Source organism: Intestinimonas butyriciproducens (assembly GCF_016901775.1).
In the GTDB taxonomy this organism is placed as follows: Bacteria; Bacillota; Clostridia; order Oscillospirales; family Butyricicoccaceae; genus Pseudobutyricicoccus.
In genome coordinates this window covers 1-22965 of sequence record NZ_JACJKW010000011.1, presented here as the reverse complement: position 1 = coordinate 22965, position 22965 = coordinate 1, and the positions used below count along the sequence as shown (strand labels likewise).

18 protein-coding genes are annotated in these 22965 nt (G+C 59.7%); 6 read left to right on the top strand and 12 right to left on the bottom strand.

Annotated features, from left to right (window positions below):
• Positions 1 to 357 precede the first annotated feature (357 nt).
• A complete protein-coding gene (locus H6A25_RS07200) occupies positions 358 to 837 on the bottom strand; it encodes a phage holin family protein (protein WP_204751295.1) in 480 nt (159 codons plus the stop codon).
• 119 nt (positions 838 to 956) lie between these two features.
• Here H6A25_RS07200 and H6A25_RS07195 point away from each other — a divergent pair, with 119 nt between their 5' ends.
• Entirely contained in the window at positions 957 to 1484 is a 528-nt protein-coding gene (locus tag H6A25_RS07195; RefSeq protein ID WP_204751294.1) for a hypothetical protein, read from the top strand.
• 280 nt (positions 1485 to 1764) lie between these two features.
• On the opposite strand, the gene H6A25_RS07190 is transcribed toward H6A25_RS07195, so the two are convergent.
• The gene (locus tag H6A25_RS07190) at positions 1765 to 2631 is read right to left on the bottom strand and encodes a YitT family protein (protein ID WP_204751293.1); all 867 of its coding nucleotides are present in this window, start codon (positions 2629 to 2631) and stop codon (positions 1765 to 1767) included.
• A gap of 2 nt (positions 2632 to 2633) precedes the next feature.
• Entirely contained in the window at positions 2634 to 3020 is a 387-nt protein-coding gene (locus H6A25_RS07185) for a Mini-ribonuclease 3 (RefSeq protein WP_204751292.1), read from the bottom strand.
• Positions 3021 to 3313: 293 nt separating this feature from the next.
• On the opposite strand from H6A25_RS07185, the gene trxA reads away from it, so the two are divergent.
• The 3 genes from trxA to H6A25_RS07170 all read left to right on the top strand — a co-directional run bounded on the left by trxA (position 3314) and on the right by H6A25_RS07170 (position 6784).
• Complete coding sequence (gene trxA, locus H6A25_RS07180) at positions 3314 to 3622, top strand: thioredoxin (protein ID WP_204751291.1); 309 nt, start codon at positions 3314 to 3316, stop codon at positions 3620 to 3622.
• 605 nt (positions 3623 to 4227) lie between these two features.
• Positions 4228 to 6432: a substrate-binding domain-containing protein gene (locus tag H6A25_RS07175; protein WP_204751290.1), complete on the top strand. Its 2205-nt coding sequence runs from the start codon at positions 4228 to 4230 to the stop codon at positions 6430 to 6432.
• A gap of 109 nt (positions 6433 to 6541) precedes the next feature.
• Entirely contained in the window at positions 6542 to 6784 is a 243-nt protein-coding gene (locus tag H6A25_RS07170; RefSeq protein ID WP_204751289.1) for a helix-turn-helix domain-containing protein, read from the top strand.
• A gap of 333 nt (positions 6785 to 7117) precedes the next feature.
• Here the strand turns inward: H6A25_RS07170 and H6A25_RS07165 are convergent, their stop codons facing one another.
• The 9 genes from H6A25_RS07165 to H6A25_RS07125 all read right to left on the bottom strand — a co-directional run bounded on the left by H6A25_RS07165 (position 7118) and on the right by H6A25_RS07125 (position 20480).
• Positions 7118 to 11464, bottom strand: a complete 4347-nt coding sequence (locus H6A25_RS07165) for a PolC-type DNA polymerase III (protein ID WP_204751288.1) — start codon at positions 11462 to 11464, stop codon at positions 7118 to 7120.
• A complete protein-coding gene (gene ispG / locus H6A25_RS07160; protein ID WP_204751287.1) occupies positions 11461 to 12522 on the bottom strand; it encodes a flavodoxin-dependent (E)-4-hydroxy-3-methylbut-2-enyl-diphosphate synthase in 1062 nt (353 codons plus the stop codon). The genes H6A25_RS07165 and ispG overlap by 4 nt, the downstream gene beginning before the upstream one ends.
• Before the next feature lie 5 nt (positions 12523 to 12527).
• Complete coding sequence (locus H6A25_RS07155; RefSeq protein ID WP_204751286.1) at positions 12528 to 13574, bottom strand: M50 family metallopeptidase; 1047 nt, start codon at positions 13572 to 13574, stop codon at positions 12528 to 12530.
• A gap of 221 nt (positions 13575 to 13795) precedes the next feature.
• A complete protein-coding gene (locus tag H6A25_RS07150) occupies positions 13796 to 14956 on the bottom strand; it encodes a 1-deoxy-D-xylulose-5-phosphate reductoisomerase (RefSeq protein WP_204751285.1) in 1161 nt (386 codons plus the stop codon).
• Positions 14957 to 14974: 18 nt separating this feature from the next.
• Positions 14975 to 15781 carry a phosphatidate cytidylyltransferase gene (locus tag H6A25_RS07145; protein WP_204751284.1) on the bottom strand — a complete coding sequence of 269 codons (807 nt, stop codon included), beginning with the start codon at positions 15779 to 15781 and terminating at the stop codon, positions 14975 to 14977.
• Positions 15778 to 16518, bottom strand: a complete 741-nt coding sequence (uppS, locus tag H6A25_RS07140; RefSeq protein ID WP_204751283.1) for a polyprenyl diphosphate synthase — start codon at positions 16516 to 16518, stop codon at positions 15778 to 15780. The genes H6A25_RS07145 and uppS overlap by 4 nt, the downstream gene beginning before the upstream one ends.
• 641 nt (positions 16519 to 17159) lie before the next feature.
• Positions 17160 to 17714: a ribosome recycling factor gene (frr, locus tag H6A25_RS07135; RefSeq protein ID WP_204751282.1), complete on the bottom strand. Its 555-nt coding sequence runs from the start codon at positions 17712 to 17714 to the stop codon at positions 17160 to 17162.
• Positions 17715 to 17717: 3 nt separating this feature from the next.
• Complete coding sequence (gene pyrH / locus H6A25_RS07130; RefSeq protein ID WP_204751281.1) at positions 17718 to 18440, bottom strand: UMP kinase; 723 nt, start codon at positions 18438 to 18440, stop codon at positions 17718 to 17720.
• Between the two features lie 618 nt (positions 18441 to 19058).
• On the bottom strand, positions 19059 to 20480 hold the full coding sequence (locus H6A25_RS07125; protein WP_204751280.1) for a M20 family metallopeptidase: 1422 nt from the start codon (positions 20478 to 20480) through the stop codon (positions 19059 to 19061).
• A 563-nt stretch (positions 20481 to 21043) separates the two neighbouring features.
• Here H6A25_RS07125 and H6A25_RS07120 point away from each other — a divergent pair.
• On the top strand, positions 21044 to 22351 hold the full coding sequence (locus tag H6A25_RS07120) for a putative DNA modification/repair radical SAM protein (RefSeq protein ID WP_204751279.1): 1308 nt from the start codon (positions 21044 to 21046) through the stop codon (positions 22349 to 22351).
• Positions 22333 to 22965: TIGR03915 family putative DNA repair protein (locus H6A25_RS07115; RefSeq protein WP_204751278.1), on the top strand; the 633-nt coding region annotated here is incomplete at its 3' end. The genes H6A25_RS07120 and H6A25_RS07115, both read left to right, overlap by 19 nt.

The following is a 22965-nucleotide window of genomic DNA, read 5'->3' as shown; positions in this document are numbered from 1 at the left end:
AAGCCATGCCGGGGGGATTGTCCCAGACACTGGACAAAAAGCCTCCCACCCGGGAGGCTTTTTTGGCTTTGTCCTAAGTTCTGTCGCTGGGTGCGGCAGCACCGCTTGGCTGTCCGGACACCGGACCAAAGAGAGTATGGCCGTCCGGACACCGGACCCGGGGTGCAATCCTGGCCGGGTGCCGCAGAAATGGCCGGTTGCATGCCGGGCAGCAAAGAGAGTATGGCTGTCCGGACACCGGACCGGGGTGCAATCCTGGCAAAGTGTGTGACAAAAGCCCCCTTGTGAAAAAGGGGGCTTTTTGTCATCTCTCTTCGGTTGTATGATCGGGTGCGGGAGCACCGCTTGGGTCCAGCGTCACGCTGGCGGCTCGCCGCCGGACCTCTGATTTCCCATATCGGATGCCTGGGAGGCCAGGTTGGCGAAGGCCCGGGTGAGAAAAGGCGGCACCACGGTGCCAAGGCGCGCCACTTCCAAAAGGATGCCTCCCAGCTCGGTGAGGATATACCACACCATCACCACCGGGCAAAGCAGGGTGGTATATTCAAAAGGCAGCTCCATGGGCAGACGCAGAAGGATCATGCGCAGCATACCGTCGGCCAGGGCAGCGGTCATCGCGGCGATGATCCCGCCCAGCTTGACCCATAACCTGGAGCGCACCAGTCCCTTTCCCCTCTCGCCGTTTTTCCGGCAGACCAAAGTGAAGGTGAGCAAATCCAGGGCAATGCACCCCAGATGGATCAGGCTCAGCCGCCACAGCCAGCCGTCAAAGGACACCAGGGCCGCCGCCAGGCTCAGGGCGGTTTTTCCCATGCCCCCCGCTTGCTCCGTATTCATCTTCCCCCTCCTTTCCGGGACGGAAGTGCTTCCCGCCCCTTCCCCAATCTATGCGGAGCCGTGACAACCACAGTCAGATGCAGTATAATAAAACCAAAATTCCAATCTGGTGATACCCTATGAAACGCTGCATGATACGCCTGGCCCTTGTTTTCCTCGTTCTGTTCCTGATCAGCCTGTTTTTCCGTTTCACCATAGGCGGAGGGCTTTGGGAGACCTTGTGCATCACCTTCGCCGTGACAGCCTACCATTTCTGGATGCGTCTGGGGGTGGGGCGGCTTTTGGATCACACATTGCAGAACAATGTGGATTACACCAAGCCATGGTTCCGGCCACGACGGTTCGAACCCTTTCTATACCGGACAATCCGGGTGAAAAAATGGAAAAACCATATGCCCACCTATGAAGCGGCGTATTTCGACATCAGAACGCACAGCATCACCGAAATCATAAAGGCTGGCTGCCAGGCCGAGATCGTGCACGAGATCATTATTGTTCTGAGTTTTTTGCCGGTGGGCCTTGCTTTCTGGTTTCGCCCGGCCGGTGTGTTCCTGGCCACTTCTTTTCTGTCCGCTCTGGTGGACAGCTTGTTTGTCATCATGCAGCGATACAACCGGCCCCGCTTATTGAAATTGGTCAGCCGGTGACCCCGGGCGGCGAGCCGCCGCTCCCGTTCCTGCGCTCCCGCGCTGGGCTGGTTGTATGCGCTTGGTACTGTCACACTGCCCCGCCTGGGGCGCGAAAAAGGTCGGGGAAAAACCTAGTTTTTCCCCGAAAGCCAGGGGCGGCGTCACCTACCGTCCTGATGGTTATTTCGGCTTTATGCCGAAATAACACGCCGCCAATAGCAAAAAAACAGGCCCCGGGAAGCAAGTTCCCATGGGGCCTGTTTTTTTGCTAGCCTTCGCCGCAGCGAAGGCTCTGGCTTTATTTGTTGTAGGTTTTGAAGTGGGTGCCAAAGACCTCGCTCACCTCAGAAATGAGCATAAAGCACTGGGGATCCACCTGATGCACCAGCTTTTTCAGGGCCGAGATCTCGTGGCGGCGCACCACCACCATCAGCACGGTCTTTTCCTCGCCGGTGTACATACCCTTGCCGCCGAAGCCGGTGCAGCCCCGCTGGAGGTTCTCCAGGATCACCTGGGCCATCTCCTCCGGCTTGTTTGTGATGATCAGCCCTTCCTTCTGCCGGTCGGAGCCGTCCACCATGGCGTTGATGATCACGCCGGTGAGATACTGGACGATAATGGCATACAGGGCGCTTTCCACGCTCTTATAAATCAGGGAGCAGGCCAGGATGACGATGCCGTTCATCACCAGGTTGGCGTTGCCGATGCTGATATCGAACTTCACATTCAGATACTTGGCCAGGATATCGGTGCCGCCGGAGGTACCGCCCCATTTGAACACCATGCCGATGCCGGCCCCCAGGATGATACCGCCATACAAAGCAGCCAGCAGCCGATCCCCTTCGAACAGGGGCAAAAAGGGCCCCACAATGTCGATGAACAGGGAATAGGACACCGACGAAACGATGGTTTTAAAGAAAAATTCCCGGCCCAGCAGTTTGTAGCCGAAAATAAACAGGGGCACATTGAGCACAATGCTGGCCACGCCCAGAGGCAGGCCGGTGAGGTAGTTGCCGATCAAAGCGATACCGGCCACGCCGCCCATGGAGATCATGGCAGGTTTGATAAAGATGGCGATGCCCGAAGCAAACACGCAGGAGCCCAGCACAATGAGCAAATAATCCATCATCAGGCTGACTTTGGGGTTTTCCAGGGTCTTTCGCATAGTTATTCCTCCTTTTTCCAGGGCTTCATGGCGAGAATCTGCTGAAACAGCAGGCAGACCCGCTCTTTTTGCCCGGTGAGATAGAGCCAGCCGAATAAAGCTTCCAGGCCGGTGGCATGGGCATAATCCTCCGGCGATGCGCTTTTGGGGGCAGCGTGGGAGTGGCAGTTGCGCCCACGGAGAAAGACCTGCTTTTCTTCCTCGGTGAGGGCATTTTCCTGCAAAAGCCCCCGGATGGCCCGGGCCTGGGTCTGGGCCCGCACCAGTTCCACCGTCCGCTGATGCATCTGCCGGGCAAGGCCCCCCTTCTGTTCCACCACATAGGTGCGGGCCAGAAGCTCATAGACCCCGTCGCCCACATGGGCCAGGGCCAGACTGCTCAGACCCATCAGCTCCTCTTTTGACAGTTCTGGGAAAAATAAGTCCGTAACCAGTTCCTCCTTGGGGGCATTCCCCCACCGTTTTCCTCCCGCTTCCTCCGGAAGGTTATGGCTATTGTATCACAAATCTCTCCCATGGAAAACTCCCTTCCTCTCTCCCTTTTGGAAAATTTTTTGCTCTTTTTGGGGAAAGCTATTGACAAAGGCGCTAACTGGTAGTATGATTGTTACAGTAGGAATGTAGATGAATTTTGTAAACTTTCTGAACCAACAGCCCCGAAGAACAAAGGAGGATATTTGTTATGGCAGTCAAGCACATTACCCAGGATCAGTTTGATGAAGTGACCCGCCAGCCGGGCAAGAAGGTGTTGGTGGACTTTTTCGCCACCTGGTGCGGCCCCTGCAAGATGCTGGCCCCCATGCTGGAAGAGCTGTCGGAGAAGCTGCCGGCAAACTGCGAGATCGTGAAGATCGATGTGGATCAGAACCAGGATGTGGCCCGGAAATTCCGGGTGATGAGCATCCCCACCCTGATCCTCTTTGAAAACGGCGAAGCCAAAGAGCGTATGGTGGGCGTCCATCCCCTGGACGAAATCAGCCGTTTGTTCTAGCAGCGTGACGCTGCACCCATACTGCGCTCCCGCGCTGAGCAACAGAACGAAGCCAAATGCAAAAAAGCTCCCCCGATGGGGGAGCTTTTTGTTGTGCAGTTGGCAAGCCCGATGCAGAAAGGCAAAGACGGCTCCCTTGTGCAAAGGGAGCTGTCGGCGAACGCCGACTGAGGGATTGACGGCGAGCCGCCGCACCCAAGCGGTGCTCCCGGTCCCGTGTCGGGACGGCCAAGCGGTGCTCCCGCACCCGATCACAGCACCCAGCTGAATTATTTGCCTGGCTTTGCAATCCCCCCTGCATGGCCCTGCCATGCTGTCCCCCCTTTGCACAAGGGGGGCTGCGGTGCTCCCGCGCCCGGCAACAGAACCAGGGCCGGTTGTGTCCGCTTGGCAAGGATTGCATCCTAGCCCCTTCCGGGGTTGGCTCGCCAGCACCGGAGCAATATGGCAAACAGCGCATCCCCACCGGAGACAGGAACGGGTCCAGCGGCACGCTGGTCCGGACACCGGACCGTCACGCTGCCTGGATTGACTTCATTAGAGTAGAGTGATACAATGATGCAAAGCTTCCCATGTTCTTCTGAGCGAGAAAAGGAGTGAATCATATGAAACGGATTGCAGCCATCATCCTTTGCTTCCTTTTGATCAGCCCCATGGCCCTTGGCGCTCCCGCTCCCACCGAAGAATTGTGGACACGCACCGAACCGGGCGGCCGCTATGTGACCGTCCGTATCCCCTGCCCTCAAGGCTCCGGCCTGTCCTGGGGAGAAGCGGGCCAGCTGAGCCTGCGGTATGCCGATACCAAAGACCCGGTCCCCCTCACCAGCGACTACCTGGCGGGCTACCTGTTCGCCACCCTTCCGGTGTCGGAAAAGGACCGTCCCCTGGAAGTTTTCCAGGGTGAGGAACACCGCTTCCCCGACTGCGTCGTCCAGTGGGGCGATGAGCAGGGCTATGATTCCCCCGCCGGCACCAGCGATCTTCAGCTGCGAGGCATCATCCAGGGTGACGCCCAGGGCAACCTGAACCCGAAGGCCAACCTGACCCGGGCCGAGGCCTTTGCTCTGGCCTGCCGTCTGCTCAGCCTGGAAGCGCCGGAGGACGCCGTCCTTCCCTTCCAGGATGTGGATCAAAATGACTGGTACTACGCCACCGCAGCCGCCGCCTATGCACACGGTCTGGCTTCGGCGGACGACAACTGGTGCCCCCATCGCCCGGTGACCCGCGGCGAATTCACCACCATCCTGGCCCGGGCCATGGAGCACATCGGTTGGCTCTCCATCCCGGAAAAGGGCCAGGCCCAGGATCTGTCCCTGGCGGATGCCCCTTCCATCCCCGCCTGGGCCCTGGGCGCCTACCTGGCTTTTGACGGGGAGAACATCGGCATTTTCACCCAAAGAGAAACCGGCCAGGCAAACGAAGATGGCTCCATGAAAATGGAACTTCTGGCCCAGTGGGACAAGATCGCCACCCGGGGCGAAGCCATCACCTTCCTCCATTCCGCCCGGATTCAGCTGCCCTGGTACCCCTCCCAGTATGCCATCGACTGGGGCCTTTCCCAGCAGATGCCGGTGCTGGATGGCTCCACCTCCACCTATCCCTACACCCAGGCGGTGTATGGCGTGCTGTTCCATAACAGTGGCCGTCATCCCCAGTATGTGGCGGAGCACTCCACCTCCCACGATTCCTATGTGCGGCTCATCCAGGGCGAGGCTGACATTCTCTTCGCCGCCACTCTGCCCTCGGAGGATCTGAAGGCCCAGGCCGCGGCTGCCGGTGTGGAACTGGAGTTCATTCCCATCGCCTATGATGCCATGGTCTTTTTCACCAACAAGATAAATTCCCTGGACGGCCTGACCCAAAAGCAGATCCAGGAGATCTATGTGGACGGAAAATACCAGAACTGGAACCAGCTGGGCGGCCCGGATGCCGAGCTTCTCCCCTACCGGCGCAACGAGGACAGCGGCTCCCACGCTTTGATGGAGCACTATTTCCTGGAGGGCGGCAAGCTGTCCCTCAGCCCGGATGTGAACAATGTGCTCACTTCCTATGCCATGTCCTCGGCCCTCACCGATGTGGCCGATGCGTTGCGCACCGATCCTCCCGCTTATGCCATCGGTTACAGCGTCTATTACTATTACACACGCAACTACTGGCTGGTGGATGAGGTCTCCACCGGCGGGCTCAAGTTGCTGGCCATCGACGGCGTGGTGCCTTCGGATGCCACCATTGCCGACGGCAGCTATCCCCTGGCCGGATACAACTATGCCGTTGTCCGGGCCGATGAACCCAAGGATTCCCTGGCCCGCCGCATGGTGGAGTTCATGACGGGCGATGTGGGGCAGAACTGCGTGGGCAACGCCGGATTCGGGCCCTTATCCTCTGGCCCCAAGGCCGATTTCCAGCGGGATTTCCCCCACCGGGAACTGGAGACCATTTTCCCCGCCGGTGTGGGGTATGTGGCCCTTTCCTGGGACAAGGACCACACCCAGCTGCAGGCCCACGGCCTGGAGCGGCGCAGCGGTGATGGACGCTGGCATCCCCTCACCGAGAACCAGTGCCCGGCCCCGCCGGAAAATGGGCTTTCCGCCGCCGTTCTGGGGCCTGCGGGGCACACGGTGGTCTTTGGCGCGGTAGGCGGCCAGTGGGACAACATGCCCTCCCTCCGTCTTTCCTATGGGGATGGGCAGCAGGTGACCCAGCCGGTTTATGCAGGCCAGACTTTCTATTTCTCCCTGGAAGGCCAGCCCAAACTGGAAAAGCTGGAGCTGCTCTACCGTGGTGAAGTGGTGGCCACCCACACCTTCTAAGGTCCGGTGTCGGCGGAGTGCCTCCGCTGGCATACTGCGCTCCCACGCTAAGCAATAGAACCAAGGTTGGTTATGTTCACCCAGGCAAAGAAAATAAGGAGAATTGCCCATGGATATTGGTCAGGCGGTACGGCTGCGGCTGCTGGAATTGTGCGAAGAGAAAAAACTGACGGTGAACCAGCTGGCCTTGCGCAGCGGTGTCACCCAATCCACACTCAACAACATCGTCAGCGGACGCAACCGCAGCACCACGGTCTCTACCTTGAAAAAGCTGTGCGATGGCCTGGAGATCACCATGGTGGATTTTTTCCGCTCTCCCCTCTTCTCTCAACTGGAACAAGAACTCTTCTAGGTCCGGTGTCCGGACGGCCAAAACTCTCCCAGGCTGTATGCGCTGCGGGCCTTCTTGCTCCGGGGCTGGCGAGCCAACCCCGGAAGGGGCCAAAGTGCAATCCTGGCAAAGTGCAAAAAAAGCTCCCCCATCAGGGGGAGCTTTTTGTTGTGCAGTTATTTGGTTGTGTCCACCTATGCAAAGAAGATATGGCCGTCCCGACACGGGACCGTCCGGCCACCGGACCTAGGACTGCATCCCGGCCCCTTCCGGGTGATGGTTTATCACACCCGGAGCACCGGGGTACAGCAGCGCATAAAGCCTTCAGCGAGTTTTGGGAGCGGAGGCACTCCGCTAGATCATTTCGAACAGATCCATCTGATTGCTTTTGGGGATGCCCTCCAGGGCCCCGGCGGCGGTGAGGGTCTCGATGACCCCCTTGGTCACCTTGCCGCAGCGGAGGATCATTTCCTCAGTGGACATGAACCTGCCGTTTTTCCGCTCCTCCACAATATCCCGGGCGGCGGCCTCCCCCAGCCCGGGCAGCGAAGTCAGGGGCGGCACCAGGGTATTCCCCCGGATCAGGAACTTATTCACATCGCTCTCGTAAATGTCCAGCTTCTCAAAGGTGAAGCCCCGGCGGTAAAACTCATGCACCACTTCCAGTGTGGTGAGGGTATCTTCCTCGGCGGCGGTGCGCTTGTCCTTCCCTTGCAGTTCCCGGGTCTTTTCCATCACCAGCCCGTCGCCGTTACACATGATGGAGGCGTCAAAGCCTCCGGCCCGGATGCCGAAATAGGCACTGTAAAAGGCCATGGGCCGGTGCACCTTGAACCAGGCAATGCGGTAGGCCATCATCACATAAGCCGCCGCATGGGCCCGGGGGAACATATACTGGATCTTTTTGCAGGACTCAATATACCAGTCGGCAATGCCATGCTCCCGCATCAGATCCTCCCACTCCGGTTTCAGCCCCTTGCCCTTTCGCACGCTTTCCGAAATCTTGAAGGACTGCTGAGGCTCGATGCCCGTCTGGATCAGATAAGTCATGATGTCGTCACGCACCGAAATCACATCTTTCAGGGTGGCGTCACCGCTTTCGATGTAGTCCTTGGCATTATTGAGCCACACATTGGTGCCGTGGGACAGGCCGGAAATGCGCAGCAGCTCGTCGAAGGTATGGGGATTTGTGATCTCCAGCATGCCCCGGACAAACCGGGTGCCGAACTCGGGAATGGCCACGGCCCCGGTCTTTCCGAAGGAGCCGTCGTCGTCGATCTTGAGGGCCTCCAGGGAAGTGAAGATGGACATGGTGTCCTTGTCGTCCAGAGGGATTTCCCGGGCGTTGACCCCGGTGAGATCCTCCAGAGCCTTTATCATGGTGGGATCTTCGTGTCCCAGCATATCGAACTTCAGAAGGTTCTGGTCGATGGAGTGATAATCAAAATGAGTGGTGATGATGTCGCTCTGGGGATCGTCCGCCGGACGCTGCACCGGGCAGAACTCATAAATGCTCCGGTCATTGGGCACGATGATCAGTCCGCCGGGATGCTGGCCGGTGGTTCGCTTGATGCCGGTGCATCCCACCACCAGCCGGTTTTCCTCGGCCTTCCCCGGCATCTTCCCCCGTTCCTCGTTGTATTTCTTCACAAAACCATAGGCCGTCTTGCTTTTGATGGTGCCGATGGTTCCCGCCCGGAACACATGGTCCTCCCCGAACATGCGGATCAGCTCCCGGTGGGCCCGGGACTGGTATTCACTGGAAAAGTTCAGGTCGATATCCGGGGCCTTTTCTCCGTTGAAGCCCAGGAAGGTGGCAAAGGGGATGTTGAAGCCGTCCTTGATCAGGGGCGTGCCGCACTGGGGACAGAGTTTGTCCGGCAGGTCCACCCCGCAGCCGTAGTTTGGGTCATTTGGGAAAATGGAATGCTTGCAATGGGGGCAGCGGTAGTGGGCCGGCAGGGAGTTGACCTCGGTGATGCCGGTCAAAAAGGCCACAAAGCTGGAACCCACGCTGCCCCGGGAGCCCACCAGGTAGCCGTCCTCTAAAGACTTGGCCACCAGCTTCTGGGCAATCAGGTACATCACGTCAAAGCCATTTTTGATGATGGGGATCAGCTCGGCGTCCAGCCGCTCTTTCACCAACTGGGGCAGCGGGTCGCCATAAAGCTCCTGGGCCTTCTCATTGGCCATCTGGCTGATCTCGTCGGCCGAGCCGGGGATCACCGGGGGGCATTTGTCGTCGGGCACCGGTTTGATGTCTTCGCACCAGTCTGCAATCTTGTTGGGGTTTTCCACCACCACTTCATAGGCCCGCTTCTGCCCCAGATAGGCAAATTCCCGGAGCATCTCGTCGGTGGTTTTGAAATAGAGGGGGGCCTGCTTGTCGGCGTCGGAAAAGCCCATGCCCGCCATGAGGATGGCCCGGTACTGGCTGTCCTCCGGCTCCAGGAAGTGCACGTCCCCGGTGGCTACCACCGGCTTTTGCAGGGCGTCCCCCAATTTTAGCACCGTGCGGTTGAAGTCCCGCAGCTGCTCTTCGTCCTTGGCCGTGCCGTTTTCCATCATAAACCGGTTGTTGTCAATGGGCTGGATCTCCAGGAAATCATACAGGCTGGCGATCTCCTTCAGCTCGTTCCAGGTCTTGCCCTGGACGATGGCAGAAAACAGCTCGCCGGCCTCGCAGGCCGAGCCCAGAATCAGCCCTTCCCGGTACTGCATGAGTAAGGTGGCCGGGATGATGGGATGACGCTTGAAATATTTCAGATGGGAGAAGGAGATCAGCTGGTACAGGTTCTTGAGCCCCGTGAGATTCTTCACCAGAATGATCATATGGTGGCTTCTCCGGTCCAGAGGGTCTTGTTCCCCGCCCCGGCACACATCCAGGGCGTGGTTGATCTGGGAAACCCGCTCCACCGGGGCCTTCTCCTCGATCAAAGACAGCAGGTGGTTGTAGATCTTGGCCAGCACGCCGGTGTCGTCCAGGGCCCGGTGGTGGTTGAAGGAAAGCCCTAAGTCCTCGGCCACGATATTCAGCTTGTGCCGCTTGAGATGGGGCAGCAGCACCCGGCACATCTCCACAGTGTCGATACTGCAAAACTCCCGCTGGATGCCGAACTTTTCGCACCCGGCCCGGAGGAAGGACACATCAAAGGAGGCGTTATGGGCGCAGAGGGGCCTGTCACCGGCAAACTGGAGGAAGGCCCGCAGGGCTTCCTCCTGGGAGGGGGCCCCGGTCACCATCTCATCCCGGATGCCGGTGAGCTTTGTGATCTCATAGGGCACCGGGGATGTGGGGCGGACATATGTATGGAAGGTCTCCTTCTCTTCCCCGTCCTTCACGATAATGGCGGCGATCTCGATGATCTCGCAGTTGCGGGGGCTGAGACCGGTGGTTTCCAGGTCGAATACCACGGTCTCCCCACGGAGAGGTGTGTCGCTCTTGCCCTGCACCGCCTGGCTCTTGGCCAGGTCGTTGACGAAATAAGCCTCCACGCCGTAGATCACCTTGATGTCCTGGCCCTTGCCCCGCAGCTTTTCCTGGGCGTGCATGGCGTCGGGGAAGGACTGGACCACGCCGTGGTCGGTGATGGCGATGGCCTTGTGGCCCCAGCGGGCGGCGGTCTGGATGGCCTGGGCCGTGCCCGTCAGGCCGTCCATGGAGCTCATGCAGGTGTGGAGATGCAGCTCCACCCGTTTGTTTTCCGCCTTGTCCTGGCGCAGCTTCTTTTTGGCCTCCACCACCGCCTGGGGGGAAATGACCACTTCCCGCTCAAAGGTACTATAATTGGCCACCCCCTGGACCATCACATAGGAGCCTACCTTCACCGCATCCATCAAAAGGGCGCATTCCTCATCGGGCAGCACCTTGACGCACCGCACCGAGCCATGGCCGTCGGTCATATCGAAGGTATAGATGGTTTTTCCCCGGTTATTCAGCTTCTTTTCCTCGGCGAAAAAGACCTCCCCTTCCACCGCCACCTTGCCGCTGTCCACATTGACCTCGTCCATATGGATGATGGGCCGCTGGGCCGGTTTGCCGTAAAGCACCTTGGCATCGGAGTTTTTGGGCCGGAAAATCACGCCTTCCGGCTTTTTCCGCTCCATATACCGCTTTTCCGGGGCCGGTTTCTTGGGGGCCGGTTTGGGAGAGGCGGCCGGTGCACACCGGCTTTGCTCCAAAAGGGCCTTCTGCAGAAGATCCTGCTGGCGCTTTTCAAAATCCTGGCAATGATCCGGGAAGTCCTTGCCTTCCCGCACTTCCACCGGGGAGGAAAGCCCCAGTTCCCGCTGCAAAAACAGCTGCAGCGGCTCCCGCAGCTCCTGGGCCCGGGGAAGCCACTGCTGGGGGGCGTCGATGATCAGGGCACCCTTTTCCTCCTGGAAGCGGAGACAGTCTCCCGCCGCCGCCATGGAGGGATAGCGGGCCCGCAGCCGGTGGCGGCAATAATCCACTGCCGCCTGATCCAGCTCATGGAGCTGATAGCGCACCTGAAGATGGGCTTTTTTCAGGCCGTAAGCCCGGCGGATGCAAGTTTCCCCGGCCTGAAGGGAGCTGTCCGGAAGCAGATCGGGCAAAAGCAGGGACACTTCCAATGTGTTCTCCTTCCGGCTGACCTCAATGCCCTGGACCTGGGCCTTTGCCAGGGGGCCCCCTTCAAAATCGCATTTGCCGAAGAGCTGCTGTAAGGTGGCGCTCATATCTGTTCACCGGTCAGGCGACTGACTTCTTTGGCCAGGGCATCGGCGATCTCATGGGCCGGGACTTTATAGAGGATCTCCCCTTTGGAAAAGAGCAGCCCTTCCCCTTTGCCGCAGGCCACCCCCAGATCGGCCTGGCGGGCCTCCCCGGGGCCGTTGACGGCGCAGCCCATCACCGCCACGGTGATGCGGCTTTTCAGCCCGGACAGGCGCTGCTCCACCTCTTCGGCGATGGGGATCAGATCCACCTGGGTACGGCCGCAGGTGGGGCAGGACACCAAAGTGGCCCCTTCCTGGTTCAATCCCAGGGCTTTGAGAATGTCTTTGGCGGCATAGACCTCCCGCACCGGGTCGGCGGTGAGGGACACCCGCAGGGTGTCGCCGATATCATCCAGCAGCAGCGCCCCGAAGGCCGCCGCCGATTTCAGGGTGCCCATATACCGGGTTCCCGCCTCGGTGACCCCCAGATGAAGGGGATAATCGGTCTTTTCCGCCATCAGCCGGTAGGCGGCAATGTTGGTTTTCACATCGGAGGATTTGAGGGAAATGCAAATGTCGTCAAAATCCCACCGGTGGAGCTTTTCCACATGGGACAGGGCGCTCTCCACCAGGGCTTCCGCCGTGGGAGCGCCGTACTTCCGGAGAATCTCCTTTTCCAAAGAGCCGCCGTTGACGCCGATGCGGATGGGGATACCCTGCTTGCGGCAGGCCCGCACCACTTCCCCCACCTTCTCATCAGAGCCGATGTTGCCCGGGTTGATGCGCACTTTGTCGGCCCCTTCCTCGGCGGCCCAGATGGCGGCCTTGTAGTCAAAGTGGATGTCGGCCACCAGGGGCAGAGGGGAATCCTGGCGGATGCGCCCAAAGGCCCGGGCGGCCTTTTCATCGGGCACAGTGAGCCGGGCCACATGGCATCCGGCCTCTTTCAGCCGGTGAAGCTGGCAGAGGGTGGCTTCCACATCGGTGGTTTTGGTGTTGGCCATGGATTGAATGCTGAGGGGGGCACCGCCCCCAATGGCCACACCCCCCACCATGATCTGTTTGGTTTTTCTTTCCATAGTCTTTACCCCGCGATCAGACGCACGATGTCGTTATAGGTGACGAAAATGAACAGGCCGAAGATGAGGGCCAGCCCGGCCAGCTGCACGGCCCCTTCGAATTTGGGCGGCACCGGGCGGCGGATAATTGCCTCGATGAGCAGGAACAGAATCTTGCCGCCATCCAGCCCGGGAATGGGCAGCAGGTTCATAATGGACAGGTTGATGGACAAAAATGCCACGAAATACCACATATCCAGCGCCGAGGTCTTGGCCCGGTTGCTGATCTCACTGGCGATGCCCACGGTGCCCATCACATCATCCTTCTGAACCTGGCCCCGGAAGATCTGCTTCAGGCCCTCTGTCACCGACTGCATGAAGCTGCCGGCGTTGTTCAGGCTGTACCGGAGCTTCGCGCCCACGGTGGCCTTTTCGGTGACGAAGTTCATGCCATAGCGCAGGCTGGTGCCCCCCTGTGAGTCGGAATACTCCTGCTTTACAAGCTCCACATCCGAAAGCTCCACCTTTTCCCCATCCCGCCGAAGGGTGATGTCATAGGGCTCCCCGGCTCCCAGTTCCAAAGCGGTCATCACATCCCCATAGAGGAAGATGTGGAAGTCGTTGATTTTGAGAAGCTCATCCCCTTCCTGGATGCCGTTTTCCCCGCCTGCGGGGAAGTTTTCTTCCAGGGATGCCACGACGGGGGTGGGCAGGGCCTGGGCCGGCCACAGGGTGATGACGATGAGCAAAAGGCCTGTGAGGAAGTTCATCACAGAGCCCGCCGCCGAAATGGCAAACCGGCGGGGCAAAGTGGCCGCCTGAAAAGAGCCGGTCTGGTCCTCCACTTCGTTGCCCTCTTCGTCAAACTCCCCTTTCATCACAACGCTTCCCCCCAAAGGCAGAAGGCGGATGGCATAAAGGGTGCCTTTCCACTCCTTTTTCACGATGGCCGGGCCGAAACCGATGGAAAACCGGTAAACGGTGACCCCGGAGAGCTTGGCGGCCACAAAGTGCCCCAGCTCATGGACAAACACGATCAGACCAAATACCAAAACCGCGATGAGAATGGACAAAAAATATCACCTGTTCTTCATTATAGTTCGTTATAGTAATAGGCGGAGTGACGCCGGTCCCGTGTCGGGACGGCCAAACAGTGCTGCCGCACCGGGCAACAGAAACTAGCTGAATCATTCACCTAGCTTCACAATCCCACCGGCAGCGTTCGCTGCCACCTCCCTTTGCACAAGGGAGGCTTCTTTGCTGCCCGGCACCGGATCGACCTTCGTTCTATTGCTTAGCGCGGCAGCGCAATATGGGAGCCCAGGCACTGGGCGCGGACGGCGCGGTCGATTTCCAGAATTTCTTCAATCGTTGGATTTTCCCGGAAGGGCTGATCCTGCAGGGCCTGGGCGCACATCTCATAAATATCCAAAAACCCGATCTTGCCTTCCAGGAACAGCGCCACCGCCACCTCGTTTGCCCCGTTGATGACCGCTCCCCGGTCTCCCCCCTGGCGAATGGCATCTTCGCACAGACCAAGACAGGGGAAATTTTCCCGGTCGGGCTTCTGGAAGGTCAGCGCACCAATCTGTGTCAAGTCCAGGGGCTTGATAGCCCCCTCCTGCCGCTGGGGCCAGGTGAGTGCCAGCTGAATGGGCAGGCGCATATCCGGCTCGGACAGCTGGGCCATAACGCAGCCGTCTCTGAACTCCACCGCCGAATGGAGAATGCTCTCCCGGTGCACCAGCACCTCCACCTGCTCCGGTGCAAGGCCAAAGAGCCACACCGCTTCCATCACCTCAAAGCCCTTGTTCATCATGGTGGCCGAGTCCACGGTGATCTTCTTCCCCATGCTCCAGTTGGGATGGCGCAGGGCCTCTTTTGCCGTCATCCCCCGCAGCTCCTCCCGGCTTTTGCCGAAAAAGGGCCCGCCGGAGGCGGTGAGCAGCACCCGCCGCACTTCCTCCAGGGGTCTATTTCCCATGGACTGGAAAATGGCCGAGTGCTCGCTGTCCACCGGCAGAATGGAAACCCCCTTCTTCTGGGCCAGCTCCATCACCCGGGCCCCGCCGCACACCAAAGACTCCTTGTTGGCAAGAGCCAGGGTGTGCCCCGCTTCCAGAGCCGCCACCGTGGGCTGTAGCCCTGCCACCCCCACCAGGGCGTTGAGCACCATATCGCACTCTTCCATGGAAGCCGCTTCCAAAAGCCCTTCTTCCCCGTAGGAAACCCGGACATCGGTATCGGCCAGGCGGCCTTTCAGCTCCCAGGCCGCCTGCTCCTCCCCCAGCACCGCCAGGCGAGGGCGAAACCGGCGCACCTGCTCTTCCAGCAGCCGGGCGTTTGTCCCGGCGGTGAGGGCGGTGACGGCATACTGCTTTTCATCCCGGCTCACCACATCCAGGGCCTGGGTGCCGATGGAGCCGGTGGAACCCAACAGGGCAATGCGTTTCATAGCCGTTTTCTCCTTTTGTTAAATGGCGCTGGTGAAGTGGAGCAGAATTTCAAACAAAGGCGCGGTAAAGATGACGCTGTCGAACCGGTCCAGCACGCCGCCGTGACCGGGCATGATGTTGCCATAGTCCTTGATGCCGGTCTTTCTCTTGATGAGGGACAGAGCCAGATCCCCCAGCATTCCGGCCAGGCTCCCCACCACTCCGGCGGCACTGAGAAGCAGGTAATTGGGCTCCACGCCCAGCTTGTTTCCGGCAAAATAGCCGAAGATGCAAAGGCCCGCAACGGCGCCGATGACGCCGCCCACGGCCCCTTCCACCGTCTTTTTGGGGCTGACCTGGGGGATCAGCTTATGCTTGCCGAAGAGCATCCCGAACACCAGAGCCAGGCTGTCGCTGCACCAGGCGGCAAGGAACGGCAAAAGCACATACACCTTGCCGTTTTCATGCTGAAGCAGGATGCGCATGACGCCGCTGAGCAAAAAAGGAATGGTGATCGCCCCCAGATAGGCATGGGCGATCTGCTCGGCGGTGATGCGCTGGGGATGGAGAATGGCCCACAGGAACACCAGAAGGGTGAACACATAGAGCAGGGGCAGGATGTAGTACATATCATAGTTGCTGGCGGCGGGCACCAAAAAGGCGGCGATGCAGCAAATGGGCAGCAGCGGACTGCCTTTCAAAAGGCCGGTGTTGTGCAAAAACTCATAGGCCGCCAGGGCGCAAAGCAGGCTGAAGGCCAGCAGCGTCACCCATTGGGGCGCCCAATAGACCACGGCAATAAACAGCAAAACGCCCACCAGGGCGGAAATGACCCGTACTTTCATCGGGAAAGACCCCCATATCTTCTGTTTCTCTTCTGAAATTCTGCGATGGCTTTGTAGATTTCCTCCCTCCCGAAATCGGGCCAGAGGGTATCGGTGAAGTAAAATTCACTGTATGCGCACTCCCAAAGAAGGAAGTTGGAAATGCGCATTTCTCCGCCGGGCCGCACCAGCAGATCGGGGGGCGGCACATCATGGCAGTACATCCGCCCTTCCAGCTCTTTTTCCCCGATGTCTTCGGGGGAAAGTCTGCCCTCCAGGCAGTCCTGGGCCAGGGCCCGGGCGGCCCGAAGGATCTCATCCCGGCCGCCGTAATTCAGGCACACATGAACCTGCATGCCGGTACACTGTTTGGAAAGCTCGTCGGTCTGGTCGATGAGCTTTCGCAGCTTGGGCGACAGAGGGCTCAGGTCCCCCCAGAAATCCAGCTGGATGTTGTTTTCCACCAGTTCCCGGATGGAACGCCGGAGGTATTTTTCCAGAAGGCCCATGATGGCCGAGACCTCTTCCAGGGGCCGCTTCCAGTTTTCGGTGGAAAAGGCGTAGACCGTCATGTGCTCGACGCCCAGTTCCGCCAAAATCTCTGCGGCCTTGTGGAAACTTTCGCTTCCCGCCGAGTGTCCGGCGGTACGGGGCAGGCCCCGTTTCTGGGCCCACCGGCCGTTGCCGTCCATGACGAAGGCAATGTGCCGGGGTATGTTTTCTTTGTCAAAGGGCAATGGCCCCGTTTCCTTGTTCATCGTATCCACCTATTGTTGATTCTTTGCTTTTGCCGGTCCCGTGTCGGGACGGCCATACTCTCTTTGCCCGGGTCAACACAACCGGTCCGGTGGCCGGACGGCCAAGCGGTGCTGCCGCACCCGATCACACAACCAGCTTTCGTTCCACTGCCCAGCGCGGCAGCGGTCCCGTGTCGGGACGGCCATACTCTCTTTGCCCTGGGGCATCCAACCGGTCCGGTGGCCGGACGGCCATACTCTCTTCGCCCGGGTCAACACAACCGGCCAAGGCAAAGAAAGGAACGGGTCCAGCGTCACGCTGGTCCGGTGGCCTGACGCTGCAAAAATTCCCCGGGAACCGGGGAATTTTGTTTTGTATCGTAGCCTTTTCCATGGCCCTTGGCCGCCCAGGCACCGGATCAATCCCACCGGCGGCATTCGCCGCCACCTCCCTTTGCACAAGGGAGGCTTCTTTGCCCCATTGCATCGGGTCAGCCTTTTCCATGGCGCTTGGCCCCTACCGGGCCCCGCCGGGAGGCGCGAAAAGGGTCGGGGAAGTCCGGTGGCCGGACAGCCAAGCGGTGCTGCCGCACCCCATCACGCAACCGGCCTGAGTACTATTGCCCAGCGCGGCAGCGCAGGTTGGGTGCAGCGTCACGCTGCTAGATTTCGAGAAGTTCCTTTTCCTTTTTGGCGCTTTCGGCTTCCACTTCCTTGATGAACTTGTCGGTCAGGTTCTGGATGTCCTTCTCGGCGATCTTGTAGTCGTCCTCGGTCATCTCGGAAGCCTTCTTCTGGGCCTTGAAATCGTCCATGGCATCCCGGCGCACATTGCGGATGGCCACCTTGGCCTCCTCGGCGTACTTGCTCACCTGTTTTGTCAGCTCGCGGCGGCGCTCCTCGGTAAGGGGCGGGAAAGTCAGCCGGATGGCTTTGCCGTCGTTCTGGGGGGTGATGCCGATGTCAGAAGCCAGAATGGCCTTCTCAATGCCCTTGAGCACCGAAGAGTCATAGGGCTGGATCAGCAGGCTGTGGGGATCGGGGGACGAGATATTGCCCACCTGCTGCACCGGAGTCTGGACGCCGTAATAATCCACGGTCACTTTGTCCAGCACAGCGGCGTTGGGCCGGCCTGTGCGGATGGTGGTAAATTCGTGCTTGAGCACATCCACCGTTTTCTGCATTTTGTCCTGATACGCTTGATATTGATTGCTCATTTTTTATTCCTCCCCTATTACCGAGCCAATATGCTCGCCTTTTAACACTTTGATGATATTTTCAGGGTCCTTGATGGCAAAAACCAACACCGGGATATTGTTGTCCATGGACAGGGATGTGGCGGTGGAGTCCATCACCTGGAGCCGGTTTTTCAGCACATCGGTGTACTTGATGGATTCGATCTTCTTGGCCTGCGGATTCTTGGCCGGATCGGAGTCATAGATGCCATCGATGTTCTTGGCCAGCAGAATGGCGTCGGCATTGATCTCGGCGGCCCGCAGCGCCGCTGCGGTATCGGTGGAGAAGAAGGGATTGCCTGTGCCGCAGGCAAAGATGACCACTCTTCCCTTTTCCAGATGCCGGATGGCTTTCAGCCGGATATAGGGCTCGGCGATCTTGTTCATATCGATGCCGGTCTGCACCCGCACCACGACGCCCTGCTTTTCCAGCACATCGGCAAAGGCCAGGGCATTGATGGTGGTGGCCAGCATACCCATGTGGTCGGCCCGGGTGCGTTCCATATCCTTGCCGTCCTTGAGGCCCCGCCAGAAGTTGCCGCCGCCTACCACGATGCCGATCTGCACGCCCATGTCAATGCATTCCCGCACCACTTCGGCGATGGATTCCAGCACATCGAAATTGATCCCCCGATGGCCTTCGGCGTCCCCGGCCAGGGCTTCGCCGCTGACCTTGAGAAGCACACGCTTGTATTTCAGTGTTTCCATACTATCCCCCGCTTTTGATTTTCTTCTATTTTAAACTATTTCCGCCATTTTGAAAAGCCGTTTTCCCGTTATTTTTGGTTTATTTACAATCGCCCCTGTTTCCCCTGCTTCCATAGGTATGTTTCCTCTCCCTTGTCCCATGCTCATGCTTCCTTTGATTGCCCTGCGCAGTATGGGTGCGGGGCCACCCCACCGCTGCCGCGCTAGGCAGTTGAACGAAAGCCGGTTGGAGTTTCCTGGCTTCACAATCCCCCCTGCATGGCCCTGCCATGCTGCCCCCCCTTTGCACAAGGGGGGCTTTTTCTTTGCCCAGGCGAACACAACTGGCAAAGGCAAAGAAAGTTATGGGTCCAGCGTCACGCTGGCCCCGCCTGGGGCGCGAAAAAGGTCGGGGAAGTCCGGTGGCCGGACGGCCAGGCGGTGCTCCCGCACCAAATAGCATAACAAAACCAAACGCAAAAAAGCTCTCCTGCACAGCAGGAGAGCTTTTTTCTTTGCATAAAACCCAAACACGGAAGCGATCCACCCTCTATTGCCCAGCGCGGCAGCGCAATATGGGTGCAGCGTCACGCTGCTTGCCGGGCGCGGCAGCGCAGTATGGGAGCGGCGACACGCCGCTCACCAGATTTCCGGTTTGGCGTCGGCGGGCAGGGCGTTGGGATAGGTCTCCCCGTCCAGATCCTCCAGCCAGGCTTTTTTGGCCTGCTCCACCAGATCTGGGTCTGTGAGGAAGTCATAGGCCGTGGCCGCCATGACCTTTGCCGCAAAGAGCATCCCCTTGTGAGCCACGGGGCCCTTGCCCTGGGCCACCACCTGCCAGGCATGGCCGGGAGTACCGGCACACCAGGTAACGGCGTTGAACTGGCCGGTGGGCACCACCCAGCTCACATCACCCACATCGGTGGAGCCTTTGCCGCCGCCCAGGTTCTTTTCCACCAGGAAATCGAACAGGGGCTTTTCCAGAACCTTGCCGCTGTCCTTTCCACAGAGCTTCTTGGCGGTGTCCTTCAGGTTTGCTTTATCCAGATCGGTGATGACCTCCTGGAACTTCTTGGCATATTCCAGCTCCTCATCGGTGTAGCCGATGGGCAGCAGCTCCTTCATATGTTCGCCCAGTTTTTCGCTGATCACATCGTTGGCGTGGTAGTCGGAATAGGCGGCCACCTGGCGGATGTCCACGGTGGTGCCGGTGATGAGGGCGGCGCCACGGGCGCAGTCGTTCACCCGCTCAAACAGCTCCTTCACCTGGGTGACCTTGGGGGCCCGGATGGCATAAAGCACCTGGGCCTCGGACTGCACCACATTGGGGGCGGTGCCGCCGGTGTTGATGATGGCGTAATGAATGCGGGCCTCGTCGATCATATGCTCCCGCATATAGTTGACGCCCACATCCATGATCTCCACCCCGTCCAGAGCGGAGCGGCCCAGGTGAGGCGCACCGGCGGCATGGGCGGATTTGCCATGGAAGGTGTAGAAGACCCGGAAGTTGGCCAGGGAGCCGGAAGGGGTCACCTGGTTCATCCAGCCGGGATGCCATGTGATGGCAATATCGCAGTCGGCAAAGGCGCCATCCCGCACCAGGAATGCCTTGCCGCCGGCATTTTCTTCGGCGGGGCAGCCATAATAACGGATGGTGCCGGGCAGATTCTTTTCTGCCATGTATTCCTTCAGGGCCACAGCAGCCGCCAGGGATGCGGTGCCCAGGAGGTTGTGGCCGCAGCCGTGGCCGTCGCCCCCCTCCTGCAAGGGACAGCGGCAAGGCTCGTCGGCTTTCTGGCTCAGGCCGCTGAGGGCGTCATATTCCCCCAGCAGGGCGATCACCGGTTTGCCGCTGCCGTATTCGGCGGTAAAGGCGGTGTCCTCCCCGGCAATGCCCCGTTTCACCCGGAAGCCCTGCTGCTCCATGTAAGCAGCCTGGCGCTCAAAGGAACGGAACTCCTGGAACCGGGACTCGGCAAAGCCCCAGATGTCATCGCTGATGGAGATGAATTCGTCACTCCGGTTCTGGATCAGCCGGCTCAGGTCTTGGGTATGGCTCATGGTATCTTCCCTCCTGCAAGTTTTTTCTGCACTTAATACTATATACTATAAACCTCTTCTTCCCCTTCTTGCAAGGCGGAGGGAAGGAAAAAAACCAGCGCCAAAACTGTGTAATTTGCCCAGCGGCGAGCCGCCGCTGGCAAAACTCGCTGAAGGCTGTATGCGCTGCTGCGCCTTCCTGCTCCGGCACTGGCGAGCCAGCACCGGTAGGGGCCTGGGTGCAATCTTAGCCCAATGCCACAGAAAAGCCGGTTGCATCCACTTGGCCCCGGCAGGGACTCCGCCTGGGGCGCGAAAAAGGTCGGGGAAAAACCTAGTTTTTCCCCGAGAGCCAGGGGCGGCGTCACCTACCGTCCTGCAAGTTATTTTGGCCTTGCGCCAAAATAACACGCCGCCAATGCGCCAGGAGGGGCCCGGCGGCTTGCGCCGGGAAGAAGCCTGGAGCAGCCTTCGCCGCAGCGAAGGCTCTGGCTCGCTGGTGGACAAACAGATGTTCGTATGTTATAATGACCACAATGCACAAACATCTGTTCGAATTTCCTCATGCAAAGGAGGTCTCCACTGTGGACCTGCTCCAGAAACTCCAGATCCTGGCCGATGCCGCTAAATACGATGTGGCCTGCACCTCCAGCGGTACCCAGGGCCGGAAGATCCCCGGCGGCATTGGTTCCTGCGCCGCCCAGGGCATCTGCCATACCTTTTCCGCCGACGGCCGGTGCATTTCCCTGCTGAAAGTGCTGCTTTCAAACGACTGCGCCTATGACTGCCGCTACTGCGTCAATCGCCGGTCGGCCCCCTCCCCCCGGGCCTCCTTCACCCCCCGGGAGCTGGCCCAGCTCACCATGGACTTTTACCGCCGCAACTACATCGAAGGCCTGTTCCTCAGCTCGGCCGTGCGGGGCTCCCCCGACGAGACCGCCGAACAAATGATCGAAACCCTGCGCATTCTCCGCCAGGAATACCGCTTCGCCGGGTACATCCATGCCAAAGCCATCCCCGGCTGCGACAGCCGCCTGATTGCCCTCTTGGGCCTTCTGTGCGACCGGATGAGCATCAACATCGAGCTGCCCTCCCAGGCCTCCCTCACCCGGCTGGCCCCCCAGAAGAGCAAGGCGGGCATCCTGGGCCCCATGGGCCAGATCGCCGGGCGCATCCAGGAAAACCGGCGGGATCTCACGGTCTACCGCCACGCCCCCGCCTTTGCTCCGGCGGGCCAGAGCACCCAGATGATGGTGGGAGCCACAGGGGAATCGGATTTGCAGATCCTTCAGCTCACCCAGGGCCTTTACCAGAAATATCAGCTGAAACGGGTGTTCTTTTCGGCCTATCTGCCCATGGTGGCCGACGAACGCCTGCCCGCCCTGGATACCCCGCCGCCCCTGCTGCGGGAGCACCGTCTCTACCAGGCCGACTGGCTGCTCCGTTTCTACGGCTTCACCGCCGGGGAGCTGCTTTCCCAGGACGCACCCCACCTGGACCCCCGACTGGACCCCAAATGCACCTGGGCTTTGCGCCATCTGGATTGGTTCCCCCTGGAAGTGACCACCGCCCCCTATGAAATGCTGCTGCGTGTGCCCGGCATCGGGGTGCGCTCGGCCCGGCGCATTGTCAGCACCCGCCGCCACTGTCCCCTCACCTTTGAGGGGCTGAAAAAACTGGGGGTGGTGATGAAACGGGCCCGGTACTTCATCACCTGCCGTGGCAAGCCCCTGGAAAGGCTGGCCTACGCCCGGGAGCCTTTGGAACAGGCCCTGCTTTTCCAAAGGCTGCGGGAAGGCCCCAACCCCTACCAGCAGCTGTCCCTGTTCGATCCCCCCGCCCCGCTTCATGGAAAAAAGGAGGAAAATCTGTTATGTCCCGCTCCGATGTAGTCTATTATTATGACGGCAGCTTCTATGGCTTCCTCACCGGCGTTTTTGACGCCTTTGACCTAAAAGAAGAACCGGCCCTCTTCCTCTCCCAGGAGGAAGGGGAGCAGCCTTTGCTTTTTGAAAGCCATTTTGTGGAAACAAACCCTCAGAAGGCCCGGCGTGTGCTGCGGGGCGTGCAGCGCACCCTGGGAAACCGGGGCATGGAGCTTGTGCGCCAGGGCTTTCTCACCTGCCTGCCCCAGCGGGAATATCTGCTGCTGAAATTCCTGCGCCAGGGCTTTCAGGAAGGGCCCCGGATTCTGGCCCAGCAGACCAGGGAACCTTTGTGCACTCTGCTCTCGGCCACCCAGAAGGCCCGGAACGAAGCCCATCTGCTCTGCGGCTTTGTCCGCTTCGAACGCTGCGAAACCGGGGTCTATGTAGCCCGTATCCGGCCCAAAAACCAGGTCCTGCCCCTGATCAGCCGGTTTTTCTGCACCCGCTTTTTCTTCCAGCCCTTCCTCATCTGGGACCTGACTCACCAGATGGTGCTGCTCCACCAGCCCAAAAAACGCCCCCGCATCCTGCCTCTGGACAACCTGGAAATGCCCGCCCCCTCCCCCGAGGAAGCAGAG

What these genes read in the sequence shown, in the direction of transcription:
- H6A25_RS07200 (WP_204751295.1), bottom strand. Translation starts at nt 837, where the DNA reads ATGAATACGGAGCAAGCGGGGGGCATGGGAAAAACCGCCCTGAGCCTG.
- H6A25_RS07195 (WP_204751294.1), top strand. Translation starts at nt 957, where the DNA reads ATGAAACGCTGCATGATACGCCTGGCCCTTGTTTTCCTCGTTCTGTTC.
- H6A25_RS07190 (WP_204751293.1), bottom strand. Translation starts at nt 2,631, where the DNA reads ATGCGAAAGACCCTGGAAAACCCCAAAGTCAGCCTGATGATGGATTAT.
- H6A25_RS07185 (WP_204751292.1), bottom strand. Translation starts at nt 3,020, where the DNA reads ATGGGTCTGAGCAGTCTGGCCCTGGCCCATGTGGGCGACGGGGTCTAT.
- trxA (WP_204751291.1), top strand. Translation starts at nt 3,314, where the DNA reads ATGGCAGTCAAGCACATTACCCAGGATCAGTTTGATGAAGTGACCCGC.
- H6A25_RS07175 (WP_204751290.1), top strand. Translation starts at nt 4,228, where the DNA reads ATGAAACGGATTGCAGCCATCATCCTTTGCTTCCTTTTGATCAGCCCC.
- H6A25_RS07170 (WP_204751289.1), top strand. Translation starts at nt 6,542, where the DNA reads ATGGATATTGGTCAGGCGGTACGGCTGCGGCTGCTGGAATTGTGCGAA.
- H6A25_RS07165 (WP_204751288.1), bottom strand. Translation starts at nt 11,464, where the DNA reads ATGAGCGCCACCTTACAGCAGCTCTTCGGCAAATGCGATTTTGAAGGG.
- ispG (WP_204751287.1), bottom strand. Translation starts at nt 12,522, where the DNA reads ATGGAAAGAAAAACCAAACAGATCATGGTGGGGGGTGTGGCCATTGGG.
- H6A25_RS07150 (WP_204751285.1), bottom strand. Translation starts at nt 14,956, where the DNA reads ATGAAACGCATTGCCCTGTTGGGTTCCACCGGCTCCATCGGCACCCAG.
- H6A25_RS07145 (WP_204751284.1), bottom strand. Translation starts at nt 15,781, where the DNA reads ATGAAAGTACGGGTCATTTCCGCCCTGGTGGGCGTTTTGCTGTTTATT.
- uppS (WP_204751283.1), bottom strand. Translation starts at nt 16,518, where the DNA reads ATGAACAAGGAAACGGGGCCATTGCCCTTTGACAAAGAAAACATACCC.
- frr (WP_204751282.1), bottom strand. Translation starts at nt 17,714, where the DNA reads ATGAGCAATCAATATCAAGCGTATCAGGACAAAATGCAGAAAACGGTG.
- pyrH (WP_204751281.1), bottom strand. Translation starts at nt 18,440, where the DNA reads ATGGAAACACTGAAATACAAGCGTGTGCTTCTCAAGGTCAGCGGCGAA.
- H6A25_RS07125 (WP_204751280.1), bottom strand. Translation starts at nt 20,480, where the DNA reads ATGAGCCATACCCAAGACCTGAGCCGGCTGATCCAGAACCGGAGTGAC.